The sequence below is a fragment of the Shewanella sp. 10N.286.52.B9 genome (assembly GCF_002873635.1).
Classification (GTDB): Bacteria; Pseudomonadota; Gammaproteobacteria; order Enterobacterales; family Shewanellaceae; genus Shewanella.
The window spans coordinates 6,036-22,828 of record NZ_MCTY01000210.1 but is presented as its reverse complement, the minus strand read 5'-3'; the positions used below and the strand labels follow the sequence as shown (position 1 = coordinate 22,828).

Below are 16,793 nucleotides of genomic sequence, written 5' to 3'. Positions count from 1 at the left end.
AGCAAATGGTGACTTTTACTGATGACTTTAACGGTGACAATATAAAGCTGAATTCAGCCAGTTATTATATAAACTGGCTGAGAATACTTAGATATTTTACGTTGAAATAACGATTGTTTACTTAGCTTTTAGCATTCGCCTGAAGACATATTTTACGGGCTAAGCTACTGCTGCAAATGTATTTCTCTTACAGGACATGGAATGGTTATATCAGCTGATTTAAGCGCTTTGATTATGGCTAAATTCGCTTGGTACTTGTCTTCAAAATAGCTATTGGTTGGCACCCAATAACGCACACCGATTTCCATCCCGATACTGTTGAAATCATTAATGCCCACTTGTGGAGTGCGCGTTTGGCTGACGCCTCCATGGCTCATGACAGCATCTGAAATCAATTTAATCACTTGCTGGGGATCGGTTTGATAATCAATATTAAATTGAGTGTCGACTAACTTATATTCATGAGAGTTATGCAGTATTTCACCGACAATATGTTTATTAGGGATACTGATTAACTCGCCTTCTTCATTGGTTAATATGGTTAAGCCGAGCTGAATTTGTTTTACCACTCCAGCCACACCTTTAATTTCAATGGTGTTACCAATAACAAAAGGTCGGGTAACAATAATGGTGACCCCAGCAGCATAGTTGGCCAGCATCCCCTGAAGTGCTAAACCTGCACCTAATGATGCGGCACCAATTGCGGCCACCATTGGGGTGACGCTAATACCGAGTTTCCCTAGCGAAATGATCGCCACCATCGCAATGATGCAAATCCTCACCAGATTGGAGACAAAATTGCCCAAGGTGACATCAATATCGTGCTTTTCGAATTGGCTAACAACGAAGTTCGATACTTTATTCGCTATCCAGATACCGATAAGTAAGATGATGACAGCGCCAACAATTTGAAAGCTGTATTGCACAATAAATTCAGTAAGAAGGTCGTAGACATTCTGTATTTGCTGCAGTTCTTGATCTAAGCTTGTTTCATTCATGATGATGTTCTTATTTTTGACGAATTAACAGAGAAATAATGCGTGATATTCCAATGGTAATAAAGTCATTTTTGCAATTAATTAACACTTATTGCTGTCGCTACTTTATTGTTGAAGCCTCTGTTATTGCGAATAATTAAGTCTGTATTAATCCGTGAGATGCATCATGATTCTAATCCAATGTAATAAAGTCGAATCACAGATTCGAGTATAGTGAGTTGGCTATTTTTAATTTAAGACCTTATTAGCAAAAATGCCCAAACAATTTGTCATTTCAAATAAGGGCTTATCACTTAATTCAGGAAAATAACATGAAAGCGCTTTTATTTGCAGTTAGTGTACTTTTTATGGCTTCAGCACAGGCGAATGTGTTTGTCGTGAATGATAAAATTGAGCCAATTACCTTAGAAGATCAATTTGAACAACCGCTAGTGGTTAATGAGCAAACTCAAGTGGTTTTGTTTAGTCGCGGCATGAAAGGTGGCGAATTCATTCAAGCGGCATTAGAAGCAACAACAGCAGAGCAGCAACCTGCAAACTTGGTGTATATTGCTGATATCAGCGGTATGCCATCATTGATTGCTCGCTTTGTGGCTATCCCCCAAATGAAGGATTTACCGTTTGCTATGGGGTTAGATCGTGAAGGCGATGCAACTGCAAACTGGCCTACTGAAGAAGATATGGCCACTATGGTGACCCTAGATAAGCTAACCGTTGTTAGCATCGAGAACTTTGATTCAAACGAAACCTTAATCAAAGCGCTTAGCGCCGCAAAATAACTGCTCTCGCTAAACAGATGGTTTACATGAGCCAACAAAAAGGACGCTTCAAGCGTCCTTTTTTGATCGCCAATATTGGCGATTAATACGCAATAGCCATTACTGCTTTTGCAGCATGGTAAAAATTTCTTCTTTTAAATGCAGCTTCTTTGATTTTAGTATTTTCAGCTCTGGGGTGCTATCGCTACTGTAATGCTGCTCATGATGTTTTATCTGCTCATCTAGCTGATTATGTTCATCAAAAATCTTTGAGAAATGGGCATTTGAGGTTTTAAGTTTACTGATTAGCTCACGGTACTCTGGAAACATCGACTTACTCCTTTTATCTAATGTTAACTACAAATTAGCGCTACTTGGCTGTAGGTAATGTGACCGGGATCAATAATTAATTGATTGCCCCAAAAACTTTTTAATCAACTAAAATTGGCTATTTAGCCTTTGCTGATTTATGGTGCTGTAAATTAGTGATGTTAGTTACATTTGTAATTTTTAATCATCACTCGAATGTTTAATAACAGAATTTATGTGACCCAGTTAACCTTCATAGCGTGGCTTGTGGGTTACAGTCGTCACAATTAGAATGATATCTTCAAATATGAAAGGGGTTTTCAATATGGCCGACGTATTTCACCTAGGATTAACCAAGCAAATGCTTGATGGCGCAACCTTAGCGATTGTTCCAGGGGATCCTGAGCGCGTTAAGCGCATCGCCGAATTAATGGAAAATGCGACTTTTTTAGCAAGTCACCGTGAATACACCAGCTATCTTGCTTATATTGATGGTAAAGCGGTTGTCGTATGTTCAACAGGTATTGGCGGACCATCAACATCTATCGCAGTAGAAGAGTTAGCACAACTAGGTGTGACGACTTTCTTACGCGTTGGTACCACTGGCGCGATTCAACCACATGTAAATGTCGGTGATGTTATTGTCACGCAAGCTTCAGTGCGCTTAGATGGCGCCAGTTTACACTTTGCCCCACTTGAGTTTCCAGCGGCTGCTAACTTTGACTGTACTACCGCTATGGTGGCAGCATGTCGTGACGCAGGCAAAGAGCCTCATGTGGGTATCACAGCATCATCTGATACATTCTACCCAGGCCAAGAACGTTACGATACGGTCTCAGGACGTGTAACCAGCCGCTTTGTGGGCTCAATGCAAGAGTGGCAAGCCATGGGCGTATTGAACTACGAAATGGAGTCAGCAACGCTATTTACTATGTGTGCAACACAAGGCTGGCGCGCAGCGTGTGTTGCTGGGGTTATCGTTAATCGTACCCAGCAAGAAATTCCTGATGAAGCCATGATGAAGAAAACCGAAGGCAGCGCGGTTGCAATTGTGGTTGCAGCTGCGAAAAAGCTATTAGCTTAATATATTTAACTAATTGAATATAAAGGTGCTTAGGCACCTTTTTTATTACCTTCTTTTTATTGATTTATCCGATTTTTATACAGTTACTGCTAAGCTTTAGCAATGAAATATGATTGCAATATCATCAATATCCTGTATTGTTGACATAATATGTCGTGATATTGACGACCAATATATGGGTTAAAGAGTGCCCATATCCTGTGCTTGAGGTAGCACCACTATTACCACTGTGTAGTAGTTATCAATTTAAAGTTATCAGCTCTATAAAACCTTATCCAAGTTCGGGTTTTATAGCTTAAAGGAACATATGATAACGTTTTTACAGGGGGGTATATGGAATTTTCTAATCCAACCAGTATCTGGTTAATCGTCGGTATAGGGCTGATGTTGTCGGAAATTATTGTTCCCGGTGGCATCGTCATTTTATTAGGTGCAGCCTGTGTCATTGTGGCCGCAGCCTTATTTACCGGTATCGTCGATGGCACCGCGCAAAGCTTCACTTTATGGTTTATCACCTCAATGGTTCTATTGCTTAGTTTTCGCCATATCACCCAAAAAATGATTGGTGGTGACAAGCATGTGGATAATACCGATGAGGAAATGGATTTATATAATCAAGTTGTCACAGTTAAAGCTGATATTGGCCCGGGTGAAAAAACCGGTCGGGTGTTGTTTTCTGGTACTGAGTGGTCAGCACTAGGGGATGGCACTGAAATAAAAGCAGGCACTAAAGTGCGAATTATTTGCCGAGATAATATTGCCTTAGTGGTTGAGCCATATGCAGAAACTGAGTTAATGGGCGAAAGCTTCACTGATAAACAAGATTAGTCACAAAATAGCAGAATTAGGTTTTATTGATTTGGTCACCACACAGAGTGCCAACTGAGTAAAGGAATTAAGTCATGTATAGGGGGCTACGCTACCTGAACATGTTTTGCAAAAGGAAGGGGACATATGTTTGAACTAACCATAGCCATTTTATTTATATTTTTTATCTTATATAAATTGATGTTGATTGTACCGATGCGAGAGGTCAATGTGATTGAGCGCTTAGGTAAATTTAGAACCGTATTACAACCAGGGTTTCACTTTTTAGTGCCATTTGTTGATCGGGTAGCTTATCGCCACGATACTCGTGAAGAAGTACTAGATGTACCACCACAAAGTTGTATTTCAAAAGATAACACCCAGCTGGAAGTTGATGGTTTGGTCTACCTTAAAGTGATGGATGGCAAGTTAGCCAGTTACGGTATCGAAAATTACCGTAAAGCTGCGGTTAACCTCGCGCAAACCACCATGCGTTCAGAAATTGGTAAATTGACCCTATCGCAAACCTTTTCAGAGCGTGACAGTTTGAACGAGTCTATTGTTCGTGAAATTGACAAAGCGTCAGATCCTTGGGGCATTAAAGTGCTTCGCTATGAGATTAAAAATATCTCCCCATCAATACACGTGATCCACACCCTTGAAAAACAGATGGAAGCCGAGCGTAGAAAACGGGCTGAAATCACTTTAGCCAATGCTGAAAAAGACGCCATGATTAATATCTCTCAAGGTGAGCGCCAAGAGGCCATTAACCTCTCAGAAGGGCAAAAACGAAAACGCATTAATGAAGCGATTGGCTCTGGCCAAGAAATTACCATTATTGCCAAAGCGAAAGCTAAAGGCATGGATATGATTTGCACCGCACTGGCTAACCAAGGTGGTAACGATGCGATGAATATGATGCTGAAAGAGCAGTTTATTAGCCAAGTGGGTGACATTTTAACTGAAACACAAGTCTCAGTGGTGCCTGCTGAAATGGCCAAGTTAGAAGGCTTCTTTGAAGGGATGGAGCAAGTGACCCATGCCGTAACTAACAGCCCAGTAAAAGGAGCACGCTAATGTTGAATGGAATTGATACCGATTTAATTGTTATGGGTATTTGGGGGGTGATTTTTGTTATTTTTGTGCTGAAATTATTCCAATCTATCCGCTTAGTACCCACTAAGTCAGCTTACATTGTTGAGCGACTAGGTAAATATCACAGCACCTTAGATGCCGGTTTTCATGCTTTAGTGCCTTTTGTTGATAAAGTGGCCTATATCCATGACCTAAAAGAAGAAACTATCGATGTGCCACCGCAAGAGTGTTTTTCTAGCGATGAAGTTAACGTTGAAGTAGACGGCGTCATTTATATCTCGATTACCGATCCCGTTAAAGCCAGTTACGGCATAACGGATTATCGTTATGCAGCGATCCAATTAGCGCAAACCACCACACGTTCAGTCATTGGTACCTTAGATTTAGACCGCACGTTTGAAGAGCGCGACATTATCTCGGCCAAGGTCGTACAAGTGCTGGACGAAGCTGGCGCGATTTGGGGGATTCGAGTGCATCGTTATGAAATTAAAAACATTACCCCACCAGAAACCGTTAAAAATGCCATGGAAATGCAGGTTAATGCTGAGCGTGAGCGCCGTGCATTATTAGCCCAAAGTGAAGGTGACAAGCAGAGTAAAATTAACCGCTCAGAAGGTGTGATGGCTGAAACCATTAACCGCTCAGAGGGTGAAATGCAGCGCCGTATCAATGAGGCTGAAGGTAAAGGCGAAGAGATTTTAACGCTTGCTAAAGCCACTGCAGAATCCATTGAGCGCTTGGCGGTAGTGATCTCTAAACCCGGCGGTCAGAGTGCCTTAAGACTGCAGTTAGGTGAACAATACCTCAAACAGCTTGATGGCTTAAAAGATAAAGATAACCGTGTGGTGTTACCCGGCAATATGATTAATTTTGATTATTGGATGGATAGCATGGGTCTGGAAGATAATAAGAAAGCCAAATAATTGTTTAGTGGTAAAATTTAATTAAAAGAGGCTAAGTTTAGCCTCTTTTTTTATGTATTTAACATTATGTATTTAGCAAAAGTATTTAACGACGGACTGAAGCTGAACGCGTAGTAAATTTTGCGATTTAACTGAGACAAGTATATTGTTTTAACAGTGCTTTAATTTAATAAGCCGGTTATTGATAGCTCAAGGAGTCAGAGTGAAAGCGAGAATTTTGCATTGTGTCGATGACCCTAATATGGGCGGCGTTAATTTTGCGTTGCACAGTTTGTGTGGCTCTGACATCCTCACTTTGGCATTTGAATTTGACATTCGTCAGCTGGATTTTAGCCGTTGGCAGAATACGACATTGGACGCTGATATTGTCTGTTTTCATGGCGCCTCAAACTGGCGCAAACTGCTAAATATTGCATGGCTCAGATTGCGTCATCCTAAGATCATATTTATCCTGCAAGAACATCACTACAGCGAACAATTTGTTCGCCATCAAATTGCACATCCGCAACGTTTCTATTTCATGCTGAAATTAAGCTATCGGTTAATGAATAAAGTGGTGTCCATTTCACCCTCACAGCAGCGATGGATGCTAGCTAATAAGCTATTACCTGCAGACAAAATCGCTCAGTTAGGGCAGGGGCGAGACTTAAGCTGTTTTATCGCCAACAAAAGCCACTCCCCAAAAAACGCTAATCATAGGGTTCCTGTGTTAGCCGCCTATGGCCGATTTCATCCACAAAAAGGCTTTGATTTATTACTCAAAGCCATGCATCAGGTTAAGTCACCGTGTCGATTATTGTTAGCCGGTGAAGGTGAGCAATTACCTTTGCTACAACAGTTAGTTTCTCAGCTTGATAATATAAAGCTGGTGGGCAAGGTTGACGATGTGCCTCGCTTTTTAGACCAATGTGACGGGGTAATTATTCCATCACGCTGGGAGCCTTTTGGTTTAGTATTTATTGAATCTATGGCAATGAGTAAAGCCATTATCTCAACCGATGTGGATGGTTTGGGGGATCAAATTCGTCAGCATCAACTGCAAAACATGGGTAATATCGTTGAGGCTAAGGTTGGCGGCCAAGATGATAAGCAATTTGTTAACTCACTGGCCGATGCTATTGAGCGTTACTTATCGAGTGTTAACTCATCAAGCGCTCTATTATCAAGCCATGAGCCTGCTTACGTTCATGAGCAAGTCGACAATCATGTTCAAAAACAGCAGCATGCCAAAATCGAGGATTGGCGCACTCAACAATGGCTGCAGCTTCAACAAGCATGGAAAAGCTTATTTGTGCAGCTATTGGAAGATAAGCGTGGTTGAGTGTTAAATGGTTAATGTGATTGATTTCTTGTTAGGAGATTTTTCTCGACATATAAAAGAACCTATCTTCTTCTTTATCTACCTCAAAGCCATTCTTAATGTATAGATGATATGCAGGACTAATTTTGAGAACTCGTAGCCTAAGTTTATTTACACCAGCTTTAATTGCTAACCGTTCACACTCTGTTAGGGCTGCTGCACCAATACCATTATTTTGAAATTTTTCACTAACCTGTAAATCTCGGATATAACACCCATCATTATCAAAGGCTAAACGAATTGCACCCACGACCGAAGCGTTGTAAAGAATGTCCCAGTTTTCTAGGTCAACAATTTGCTCATGTATCTTAGACTGTTCCCAATTTACAGAATAGTGTTCATAATATGAGCGCATGTTTTTAAATGTAATATCTGCCGATGCATAAAGATCGGCTGTTGGTTGATATGAAATCATCGCAAATCTCCTAAAGCCCTACTAATTGGCAAAAAATAGTTGGCTAAAATTTTGAGGGGTGAATAGTTAAATTTTCCTATTAATCAGCTTATTATGTGTGCTTTGTTCGTCGTTTTCTCTTTTGCAACTTTAACCTTTAAAGAATGAAAGAGAGAGGCAAAGATGAAAGTTGTGAATAATAAAAGTAAGCAAAGTAACTTTATTCCGATACTCTCATTTTCTATGAATGCATTTAAAATTGCGGATAAGAGCATGAACCCAACTAAATAGTAATTATGTATGCTACCCATGAAAACTCCTTAACTAGTGTGGTCAGAGTAAACTTTATAAGGGAGTTGATAGGCACATCATTATTTAATGGCTTTTTCTTCCCTAAATGGCGTGCTCGAAGATTGCGTTCGAGGTTAGCTAACTCTGTCCTTAAGTGGTTCTACCTTAATATAACTTATGAGCCTAGTTCAATGTTTTACTTAGTTTTTGTTGGCTAGCTTATCTAAGTCCATTACTTCAATCTAATCCATTGCCTGCCGCTGGGATGTTCAGGATGAACGGAATGTCGCGATCACATGGTCAATAATGTTCCCGACATTATCATGACATTTCCCAAATCCCTATGGGTCAGATGTGAAAGAGCGACCTTATGTGCAAGCACGACTGTGACACGCTGCAAGTTCGTCCCTGAAAGCTCGGCCATGACGTCCATGTCATGGACGGTCACAGCCGCGCTTACACCCGAATTGTCACCTCTTCGATTTGACTTCATTGGCAGCAATTAAAAGAGCTAAAGTTAGAAAACTTAAAAATTTAAGAGTCTAAAAGACTCAATTTGAATTGAGGACGTTGAAGAAAATAGCGTGATGCTCACATGGATGTGAGCATAGCTTTCGCGGTGCAGGGATGCACCATCGGAAGCGTTAGCATTTTCACTCTTTATAATAAACAGGGTCCGAAGTTAGCAACAAACGAAGTCCAAAGCTGGATCAATCCCCATCGAAAATCATGCGCTTTTCAGCATTTTTCGTTAGGGGCGGCAGGGTGAGCCAAGAGGGTATTGCTGTTGATACCCTTTTGGTCGGGTGTGGGTGGACAACCCACGACGTTAATCCAAACGGAGTTTGGAACAATACAGATCAAACCATTCTCAATCCCAAAAAATCACAAAGTCTCAAATTCATAATGCGTTGCAGAATGCATTTTAGCATTGAATTACAATCTTGCTTCAATCGTAAAGCATTGTATTTAAAGGGTAATAAAAGTTGGCATCCACTATGCAGTATCCCCAATACATCCTGATAACGAAATAGCGAGATGCCAATATGCAAACATTAAACACAACAATAGTTAACGTGAAACCACTTCACTCTCAAATCATCAATATTCTTGGTTTAAGCAGTATTGCTATTGGTACTAGCATGGCTTTGTTCAGTGCTAATACCAATGCCGCTGAGCCATTCAATGCCTGTCCTACCGAAGCATTTATTATTCAAACGCCAGCAGGCATTCCAAAAACCTTTGGAGTTGAACTTGGTACCGGTAGTTATTCGGTATTGTCGCCTGATATGGGACTGACCAAAGGATTTAATGGTGTTGGTTTCAGCTACACAGATAATTACCTTTATGGCTGGGATTATCAGCATGGCACTGTGGGTAAGGTGGGTGAAGATTACCAAGTTGAGCCACTAACGATCGTAAAAGACAGCTCAGCTGCTGCAGCGGGTAACTTCTATGTTGGTGATGTCGCCATCAATGAAAACGTTTGGTACGGCTACCGTAAAAACCAAGGCTTATTTACTGTGCCGTTAGATGGCAATAATCACCCAATGAACATTGTCCCAGGCAGTAAAACCAATGCCACTTACAACGTAACAGATTTTGCCTTTCATCCAAGCAACGGCTTTTTATACGCAGTGACTAACGGCAGTACAGGTAACTTACTCAAGATTGACCCCACAACAGGTGCCGCTGAAACCTTAGCAACCGTTATTACTAAAAGCATTGGTAGCTTTACCTTTGGGGCGCAGTTTTTTGACCCCGATGGCAACCTTTATTTAAGTAACAACGGCGATGGCAATGTGTATAAGGTCAACGTTGAAAGTGATAACCCTACCGCAGAGTTGTTTTCATACGGGCCGTCATCTTCTTCAAATGATGGTGCTCGTTGTGCATTAGCAGAAGTGCCAGTGGGAGACAATGTTGATTTTGGTGATGCGCCAGACAGTTACGGTACCCTAATTGATTCAAATGGTGCCCGCCATAATATGGTTGCCGGCATGTCATTAGGCAGTGTTATTGATAATGAGTCCGACGGTTATCCTGCGCCGTTATCAGATGATGAAAGTGATGGTATTGATGATGAAGATGGTATCAGCATGCCAACCGGTTTTGAAGTGGGTGAAGAGGCGGTGTTATTAATCACAGTAGAAGGGGATGGTGCTTATATTAACGGCTGGATTGATTGGGGCCAAGATGGTCAGTTTGATAGTGAAGACCAAGTGATTATTGCCCGCTCAGTGAGTAGCGGCACATCAACTGTGACGATTAACGTACCTAATTGGGCTAAAACTGGCGCAACCTGGTCACGTTTTCGTTTGAGCTCAGAGGCCAGCTTATTACCAACCGGTGGTGTCAGTGATGGTGAAGTGGAAGATTATCCAATCACTGTCACTGAAACCGGCATCACTATCAGCTATTACCCCTCATCGTCAGAATACACCACGTTAGCTTATGAGGATTTATACCCTTTTCAAGGTGACTTTGATATGAACGATGTGGTGATGCAGTTACGTATTAGCCAATACAGTAAAAATGACATGGTTCGTCGCGTGGGCTTTGATGCGCAATTAGTGGCAATGGGCGCTTGGTATCACAATGGCTTTGCGGTGCAATTACATGATATTGGCCGCGGCAATGTGCAAGAGTCAGCCATTGAGTGGAGCGCCCAAGGGGTTAAGCAGACCAGCTCACCACTTGAAGACGGGCAAACCAATGCGGTGCTGTTATTTACTGAAGACTTATGGCAACACGTCAGTGCGGGTAATGGCTGTCAATATTTCAGAACTGAACCGGGTTGCGGCACCCAATACCGCGCAACATGGCAAATGACAGTGCCGTTTGTTGATGCGGTACATGTTGATGATATGCCTGAGTTCCCCTATGACCCATTCATTTTTGCCACTCCAGGTACGGATCATAGCCTAGCGGCTAAGAATATTACTGATGGTAAAAACCCAGGACGTAAATTAGAGATCCATCTGAAAAACAAAGCACCAACCGATAAATTTGATACGCGATTTTTAGGGATGCATGACGATGCTTCAACGGCATCACAAGGGCACTATTTCCAAGACCAAAATGGTATGAGTTGGGCAATTGAGGTGCCTGATACATGGCAGCACCCTGCAGAGCTACAACGTGTTGATGCCGCTTATGTTGAGTTTATTGAGTTTGCTGCAGATGCCAGCGGTGAGACCAAACCTTATTGGTATTTGACCGCCACTGACTCGCTACTGTTTAAGGATTAACCCTGACAGTAATTAGTGTGAATTTAATCAATCAATTTAAGCAAGAAATGGAATTTTAAGGTGAATATTATGAATACATTAACTCAAACTCAAGTGGCAGCAAATACGTTATTAACAGCGAAGAATGCCATTAACACAGGCATGAAAACAGGCATTAACACGGCTTGTAACACAGGCACTAAAATAGGGACTAAAAGAGCCACTAGCCTAGCCATGGCTCTATCATTAAGCTTTTTAACAGCCTGTGGCGGCGGTGGTGGCGATGATAGCTCGCCTGCACCAGCAACGACGCCTGCGGTGACAACACCTGCGACATCAACACCAGATACCACGACAGATACAACACCAGAGACAACGACACCTGAGACGCCAACGGAACCTGAAACACCTACAGAGCCAGAAACGCCGCCAGCAACCTCAATTGATGACTTGGTGGTTGATGCCGATTTTGATCTACAAGCGGCGTTTACTTTAAGCATTGATGTGCAGCTCGCATCAAGTAAGCGTGGTTACTTTTCATTGTGTGACGATTATCAGCAAAATGGCACCCAAGTGAGCGTGAACTTTGAATCTTGCTTATTACGTGGCGCCCTTGATGAAGGCGCATTGTCTGAAGAGTTATTGGTGGCCAACCATCAACGAGCATTAATGGCAGTGGTATGGTTTTATGATGGCAGTGAGCCTATCTATCAGCAGTGGAGTCATAGCTTAACCAATGACCCACAAGTCTTAGTGATTAACTAATATTCAAATAATCAATCGTATTTCAATCTTATGCCTTGTTAGCCAGATACTGCTGACAAGGCATTTTTATTTTTGATTAACAGCCTGCTTAAATGCGCGAGTTATTGGATAGCGATATTTTCTCAGTTGTCATTGTGAGCTGACTTAACTGATAATAGCGCCATTAACAGATTAAAAGAGCGCACCATGAGCATTGAAAGAATTGAAACTAAAACCCGTATGAGCCGGATTGTCAAACATAACGGCACCATCTATTTATGTGGCCAAGTTTGCCAAGATGCCACTAAAGACATCACCGAACAAACCCAAACCATGTTGGACAAAGTGGAAGCCTTATTACTGCAGGCGGGCAGTGATAAAAAGCATATGTTATCGGCAACCATTTACGTAAAAGATATGGCTTACTTTGCTGAAATGAACGCGGTATGGGATGCCTGGGTCATTGAAGGTTACGCCCCTGCTCGAGCTTGTGTTGCCGCTAAAATGGCCCGTGAGGCATTATTGGTTGAAATCTCGGTAGTGGCCGCTGAGATTGCTTAAATTGCTACGCAGTGGTTTTAGTTCAGCCCGCTACTTAGCTCACAAGTCATCACAATAAAATCCCCATAAAGAATCCGTTACAGTTCCTAGTCGCAGCCGCCTAGGAACTGGTATACTTCCAGCTTGATTTTTGGGAGGACCAATGGACGTATCATCATTATTAGACGGCCTAAACGCAAAGCAGCGTGAAGCAGTGGGCGCACCGCTTTCAAGCATGTTAGTTTTAGCTGGAGCAGGCAGTGGTAAAACTCGGGTATTAACCCATCGTATTGCTTGGCTTATGCAGGTCGAACAACAAAGTCCATACTCTATCCTTGCGGTAACCTTTACCAATAAAGCCGCGGCAGAAATGCGTGAGCGGGTTGAGAAAGTGGTTGGCAGTAACATGGGCCGTATGTGGATTGGTACTTTCCACGGTTTAGCCCATCGTTTGCTGCGCACTCACTTTAAAGATGCCAATTTACCGCAAAGCTTCCAAATTATTGATTCTGACGATCAGTTACGTTTATTAAAACGTATTCTTAAAAGTCTCAATTTAGATGACAAGCAATATCCGCCGCGTCAGTGCCAAGGTTACATTAATGGCAAAAAAGACCAAGGCTTACGCCCAAAGCATATCGATGCGGGTGGCTTTCCTATTGAGCAAAATTTATTAAACATCTATAAAATTTATCAAGAATCTTGCGACCGAGCTGGCCTTGTTGATTTTGCTGAAATTTTATTGCGCGCCCATGAATTGTGGCTCAATAAGCCCCATGTATTAGCCCATTATCAAGAACGCTTTAAGCATATCTTGGTGGACGAATTCCAAGATACCAACGCCATTCAATATGCGTGGATCCGAGTGCTGGCAGGCAAAGAAGCCAATGTGATGATTGTTGGCGATGACGATCAATCTATTTACGGCTGGCGCGGTGCCCAAGTTGAGAATCTACATAAATTCTTAACCGATTTCCCAGGTTCCACCACGGTTAAGCTGGAGCAAAACTATCGCTCCACAGCCAATATCCTTAATGCGTCCAATGATCTAATTGCCAACAACCCTGAGCGTTTAGGTAAAAAACTGTGGACTGAAGACGATGCGGGTGAGCCTATTGCGGTTTATTGCGCCTTTAATGAAATGGATGAAGCGCGCTTTATTGTTGGCAAAATGGCTGAGTGGCAAAATAACGGCGGCAAGTTAGAAGAGTGTGCCATTTTATACCGCTCCAATGCCCAGTCGCGAGTATTAGAAGAAGCCTTACTCCATAAAGGGCTAGCTTACCGAATTTACGGTGGCCTGCGTTTCTTCGAGCGCCAAGAGATTAAAGATGCCATGGGTTATATGCGTCTTATCAATAATCAAAACGATGATGCTGCTTTTGAACGGGTGGTTAACACCCCAACTCGCGGTATTGGTAATCGTACCCTTGATATCATTCGCTCAACCGCACGTCAGCAAGAAATGACTATGTGGCAGGCAAGCTTGCGCTTAATTGAAGAAAAAGTCCTTACTGGCCGCGCTGCCAATGCCGTGAATGGCTTTATGGATTTAGTGATTGGCATGCGCACTGATACTGCCGATATGAGTCTATATGGTATGGCTGACAAGGTTATCCAGCGTTCAGGCCTGCGAGCTATGTACGAAGCTGAAAAAGGTGAAAAGGCCCAGTCACGAGTCGAAAACTTAAATGAGCTGGTCACCGCTGCCCGCAGTTTTGAAATGCCAGAAGAACTTGAAGATATGGGCGAGCTAAATGCCTTTTTATCTCACGCAGCATTAGAAGCGGGCGAAGGCCAAGCAGACAAGTTTACCGATGCCGTGCAGCTAATGACCTTGCATTCAGCTAAAGGCTTGGAGTTCCCAGTGGTGTTTATGGCTGGGGTTGAGGAAGGTATTTTTCCAAGTAAAATGGCATTAGATGAAGGTGATCGTTTAGATGAAGAACGCCGTCTTTGTTATGTAGGCATGACTCGTGCGATGCAAAAATTGTATATCAGTTATGCTGAGTCACGCCGCATTTATGGCCGTGAGGACTATGCCAGTCCATCGCGTTTTATTGGTGAAATCCCCAGCCAGTATGTTGAAGAAATTCGCATGAAAGCGTCAGTGTCAGCGCCTAAAATGAGCAGCCGTTTTAATGTGCCAAGACAATCTATTGCCAATGACAGTGGCTTTAAAGTGGGTCAAAAAGTAAAACACTTTAAATTTGGCCAAGGCATAGTGACAGATTTTGAAGGCACAGCAGATAAAGCGCGTGTTCAAGTCAGTTTTACAGACTTTGGTAGCAAATGGTTACTGGTTTCATTGGCAAAACTTGAAGCGTGTTAGGGTAATTTTTTACTAGAGCGGACATAATTCTAAGCGAAATAATAAAGTCACTCGTGGGTTATGCGAGATGACAAATAAGAAGTGATACAACTTCAATTGCAGGAGTGAAGTAAACCATGTCAGCAGTCTCATGGACGTTACAACAAAAAATATCGGTTTATAAACGCTTAACGCGCCTTGATAGGCCCATTGGTACCTTGTTGCTAATGTGGCCGTGTTTAATGGCGTTATTGCTTGCAGCGGGTGGCATGCCTGATGTGAAGGTGTTGATCATCTTTATGCTAGGGGTGGTCGTTATGCGTGCTTGTGGTTGCGTGATTAACGACTTTGCAGATCGAAAACTTGATGCCCATGTTGAGCGCACTAAGATGCGGCCTTTAGCCTCAGGTGAAATCAGCAGTAAGGAAGCGCTGATATTATTTGTGGTGATGGCATTAATCGCGTTTAGCTTGGTATTATTTTTAAATCCGCTAGTGGTAAAACTATCGGTTGTCGGCATTATCTTAACCATCATGTACCCGTTTATGAAACGGGTAACCAATATGCCGCAAATGTTTTTAGGCATAGTGTGGAGCTGGTCAATTCCTATGGCCTACGCTGCGCAGCTAGGTTATGTGCCCATGGAAGCTTGGTGGTTATTTGTTGCCAATTGGTGTTGGACGGTAGCTTACGACACCATGTATGCCATGGTTGATAGAGATGATGACTTAAAAGTCGGCATTAAATCTACAGCCATTTTATTTGGCCGATACGACCGCCAATGGATTGCCGCGTTTCAGTTAGCGGCCCTAGGGTGTTTTATTATGGCCGGTTGGTCTGCTGAACGTGGGTTATTGTATGGCATTGGCATTAGCACCTTTATTGCCTTTAGCAGTTATCAGCAATGGCTTATTTATGGCCGCGAACGCGCGCCATGTTTTAAGGCTTTTCTAAATAATAACTGGGCCGGATTTGCTTTATTTATGGCATTGAGCGCAGATTATTTATTTTCTTCAATAAGTGCGTAGAATAGGGCGAAAAATTACATCAACAAGGATAGCTGATGACCATTTCTCGCTTTATGATACTTTTTCGCAGTATCGTATGCTGTAGCCTCTTTTTAAGCGCGGTGCCCGCCGCGTTTGCAAGCTTTACCATACCGAATACCACAGTGGTTGAGGTAGAGGATAGCGATCGCACCTATAATCTTTATATCAAACTGCCCAATAGCTATAACCAAATTGATAAGCTAAAAAGCTATCCGGTTATTTATATGACTGATGCTGTGTACAGCTTGCAAGTGGTCTCGGGTGTGACTCGTTTGTCTATGGACCGTACTGATATGCAGCAGGCTATTTTAGTGGCAGTATCAGGACAGCAAGGCCGCAGCCCCGCAGCAAGTCGTATGCGTGATTACACCCCGTCAGTTGATACTAACAGAACCCAAGCCACCGGTGAGGCCCAGCGCCACATGCAGTTGTTTGCCAATAAAATTATCCCTTATATGAATCAGCATTATCGCACTCAGCCATGGCAAAACACCTATGTTGGCCATGCGTTAGGGGGCTTGTTTGGCGCCTATATCTTACGTAATAAGCCCGCATTATTTAATAACTATGTACTGGCGAGTCCGCCATTTTGGTTTGATAACCAGCAGTTACTAAAGCAATTTCGCGAGCCGGAATTTATCACTAAATCAATAAATGCCAATGTATTTATTGGTGTCGGAGAGTTAGAAACGGCAGAAAACAGCGAGTTTGGGCAAGATATGGTGGCAGATGCCAAGTCATTTTATCAGCAGCTACAACAAAAAAATCGCTTAACTGCAGCTAATGGTTCAGGTATCAATGCCAAGTTAATGCTAATGCCTGTAGCCAATCACAGTATGGCGTTTCCGATGTCGGCGATCTATGGCTTAGACTGGCTGTTTGATGCTAAAACGGGGGTTA

Annotated in this window: 15 protein-coding genes; 12 read left to right on the top strand and 3 right to left on the bottom strand. The window is 42.5% G+C overall.

Features of this window, described 5'->3' with window-relative positions:
• Window positions 1-164 precede the first annotated feature (164 nt).
• Complete coding sequence (locus BCU91_RS17085) at window positions 165-998, bottom strand: mechanosensitive ion channel domain-containing protein (protein ID WP_102436921.1); 834 nt, start codon at window positions 996-998, stop codon at window positions 165-167.
• Between the two features lie 311 nt (window positions 999-1,309).
• Here BCU91_RS17085 and BCU91_RS17080 point away from each other — a divergent pair, with 311 nt between their 5' ends.
• Window positions 1,310-1,777, top strand: a complete 468-nt coding sequence (locus tag BCU91_RS17080) for a hypothetical protein (protein WP_102531985.1) — start codon at window positions 1,310-1,312, stop codon at window positions 1,775-1,777.
• Between the two features lie 99 nt (window positions 1,778-1,876).
• Here BCU91_RS17080 and BCU91_RS17075 read toward each other — a convergent pair whose 3' ends face one another.
• On the bottom strand, window positions 1,877-2,086 hold the full coding sequence (locus BCU91_RS17075) for a YdcH family protein (RefSeq protein ID WP_076539247.1): 210 nt from the start codon (window positions 2,084-2,086) through the stop codon (window positions 1,877-1,879).
• Between the two features lie 304 nt (window positions 2,087-2,390).
• Here BCU91_RS17075 and udp point away from each other — a divergent pair, with 304 nt between their 5' ends.
• The 5 genes from udp to BCU91_RS17050 all read left to right on the top strand — a co-directional run bounded on the left by udp (window position 2,391) and on the right by BCU91_RS17050 (window position 7,295).
• Window positions 2,391-3,149 (top strand): uridine phosphorylase, encoded by a 759-nt coding sequence (udp, locus tag BCU91_RS17070; protein ID WP_102436917.1) that lies wholly within the window; start codon window positions 2,391-2,393, stop codon window positions 3,147-3,149.
• 333 nt (window positions 3,150-3,482) lie between these two features.
• Entirely contained in the window at window positions 3,483-3,977 is a 495-nt protein-coding gene (locus BCU91_RS17065) for an NfeD family protein (protein ID WP_102436916.1), read from the top strand.
• Between the two features lie 126 nt (window positions 3,978-4,103).
• Entirely contained in the window at window positions 4,104-5,033 is a 930-nt protein-coding gene (locus tag BCU91_RS17060) for a slipin family protein (protein WP_102531984.1), read from the top strand.
• On the top strand, window positions 5,033-5,974 hold the full coding sequence (locus tag BCU91_RS17055; RefSeq protein ID WP_102436912.1) for a stomatin-like protein: 942 nt from the start codon (window positions 5,033-5,035) through the stop codon (window positions 5,972-5,974). The genes BCU91_RS17060 and BCU91_RS17055 overlap by 1 nt, the downstream gene beginning before the upstream one ends.
• Before the next feature lie 202 nt (window positions 5,975-6,176).
• Complete coding sequence (locus tag BCU91_RS17050; protein WP_102531983.1) at window positions 6,177-7,295, top strand: glycosyltransferase; 1,119 nt, start codon at window positions 6,177-6,179, stop codon at window positions 7,293-7,295.
• Between the two features lie 31 nt (window positions 7,296-7,326).
• Here the strand turns inward: BCU91_RS17050 and BCU91_RS17045 are convergent, their stop codons facing one another.
• Window positions 7,327-7,749, bottom strand: a complete 423-nt coding sequence (locus tag BCU91_RS17045) for a GNAT family N-acetyltransferase (protein ID WP_102531982.1) — start codon at window positions 7,747-7,749, stop codon at window positions 7,327-7,329.
• A 1,316-nt stretch (window positions 7,750-9,065) separates the two neighbouring features.
• Here BCU91_RS17045 and BCU91_RS17030 point away from each other — a divergent pair.
• From BCU91_RS17030 to BCU91_RS17005, 6 genes are all read left to right on the top strand, one after another.
• Window positions 9,066-11,270 (top strand): LruC domain-containing protein, encoded by a 2,205-nt coding sequence (locus BCU91_RS17030; protein ID WP_198590489.1) that lies wholly within the window; start codon window positions 9,066-9,068, stop codon window positions 11,268-11,270.
• Between the two features lie 69 nt (window positions 11,271-11,339).
• Window positions 11,340-12,014 (top strand): hypothetical protein, encoded by a 675-nt coding sequence (locus BCU91_RS17025; protein ID WP_241904105.1) that lies wholly within the window; start codon window positions 11,340-11,342, stop codon window positions 12,012-12,014.
• A gap of 186 nt (window positions 12,015-12,200) precedes the next feature.
• A complete protein-coding gene (locus tag BCU91_RS17020) occupies window positions 12,201-12,554 on the top strand; it encodes a RidA family protein (RefSeq protein WP_102436903.1) in 354 nt (117 codons plus the stop codon).
• Between the two features lie 142 nt (window positions 12,555-12,696).
• The gene (gene uvrD, locus BCU91_RS17015) at window positions 12,697-14,865 is read left to right on the top strand and encodes a DNA helicase II (protein ID WP_102531980.1); all 2,169 of its coding nucleotides are present in this window, start codon (window positions 12,697-12,699) and stop codon (window positions 14,863-14,865) included.
• A gap of 116 nt (window positions 14,866-14,981) precedes the next feature.
• Entirely contained in the window at window positions 14,982-15,872 is an 891-nt protein-coding gene (gene ubiA / locus BCU91_RS17010) for a 4-hydroxybenzoate octaprenyltransferase (RefSeq protein WP_102476510.1), read from the top strand.
• Between the two features lie 35 nt (window positions 15,873-15,907).
• On the top strand, window positions 15,908-16,793 hold an 886-nt coding region (locus BCU91_RS17005; RefSeq protein ID WP_102531979.1), incomplete at its 3' end, for an alpha/beta hydrolase-fold protein.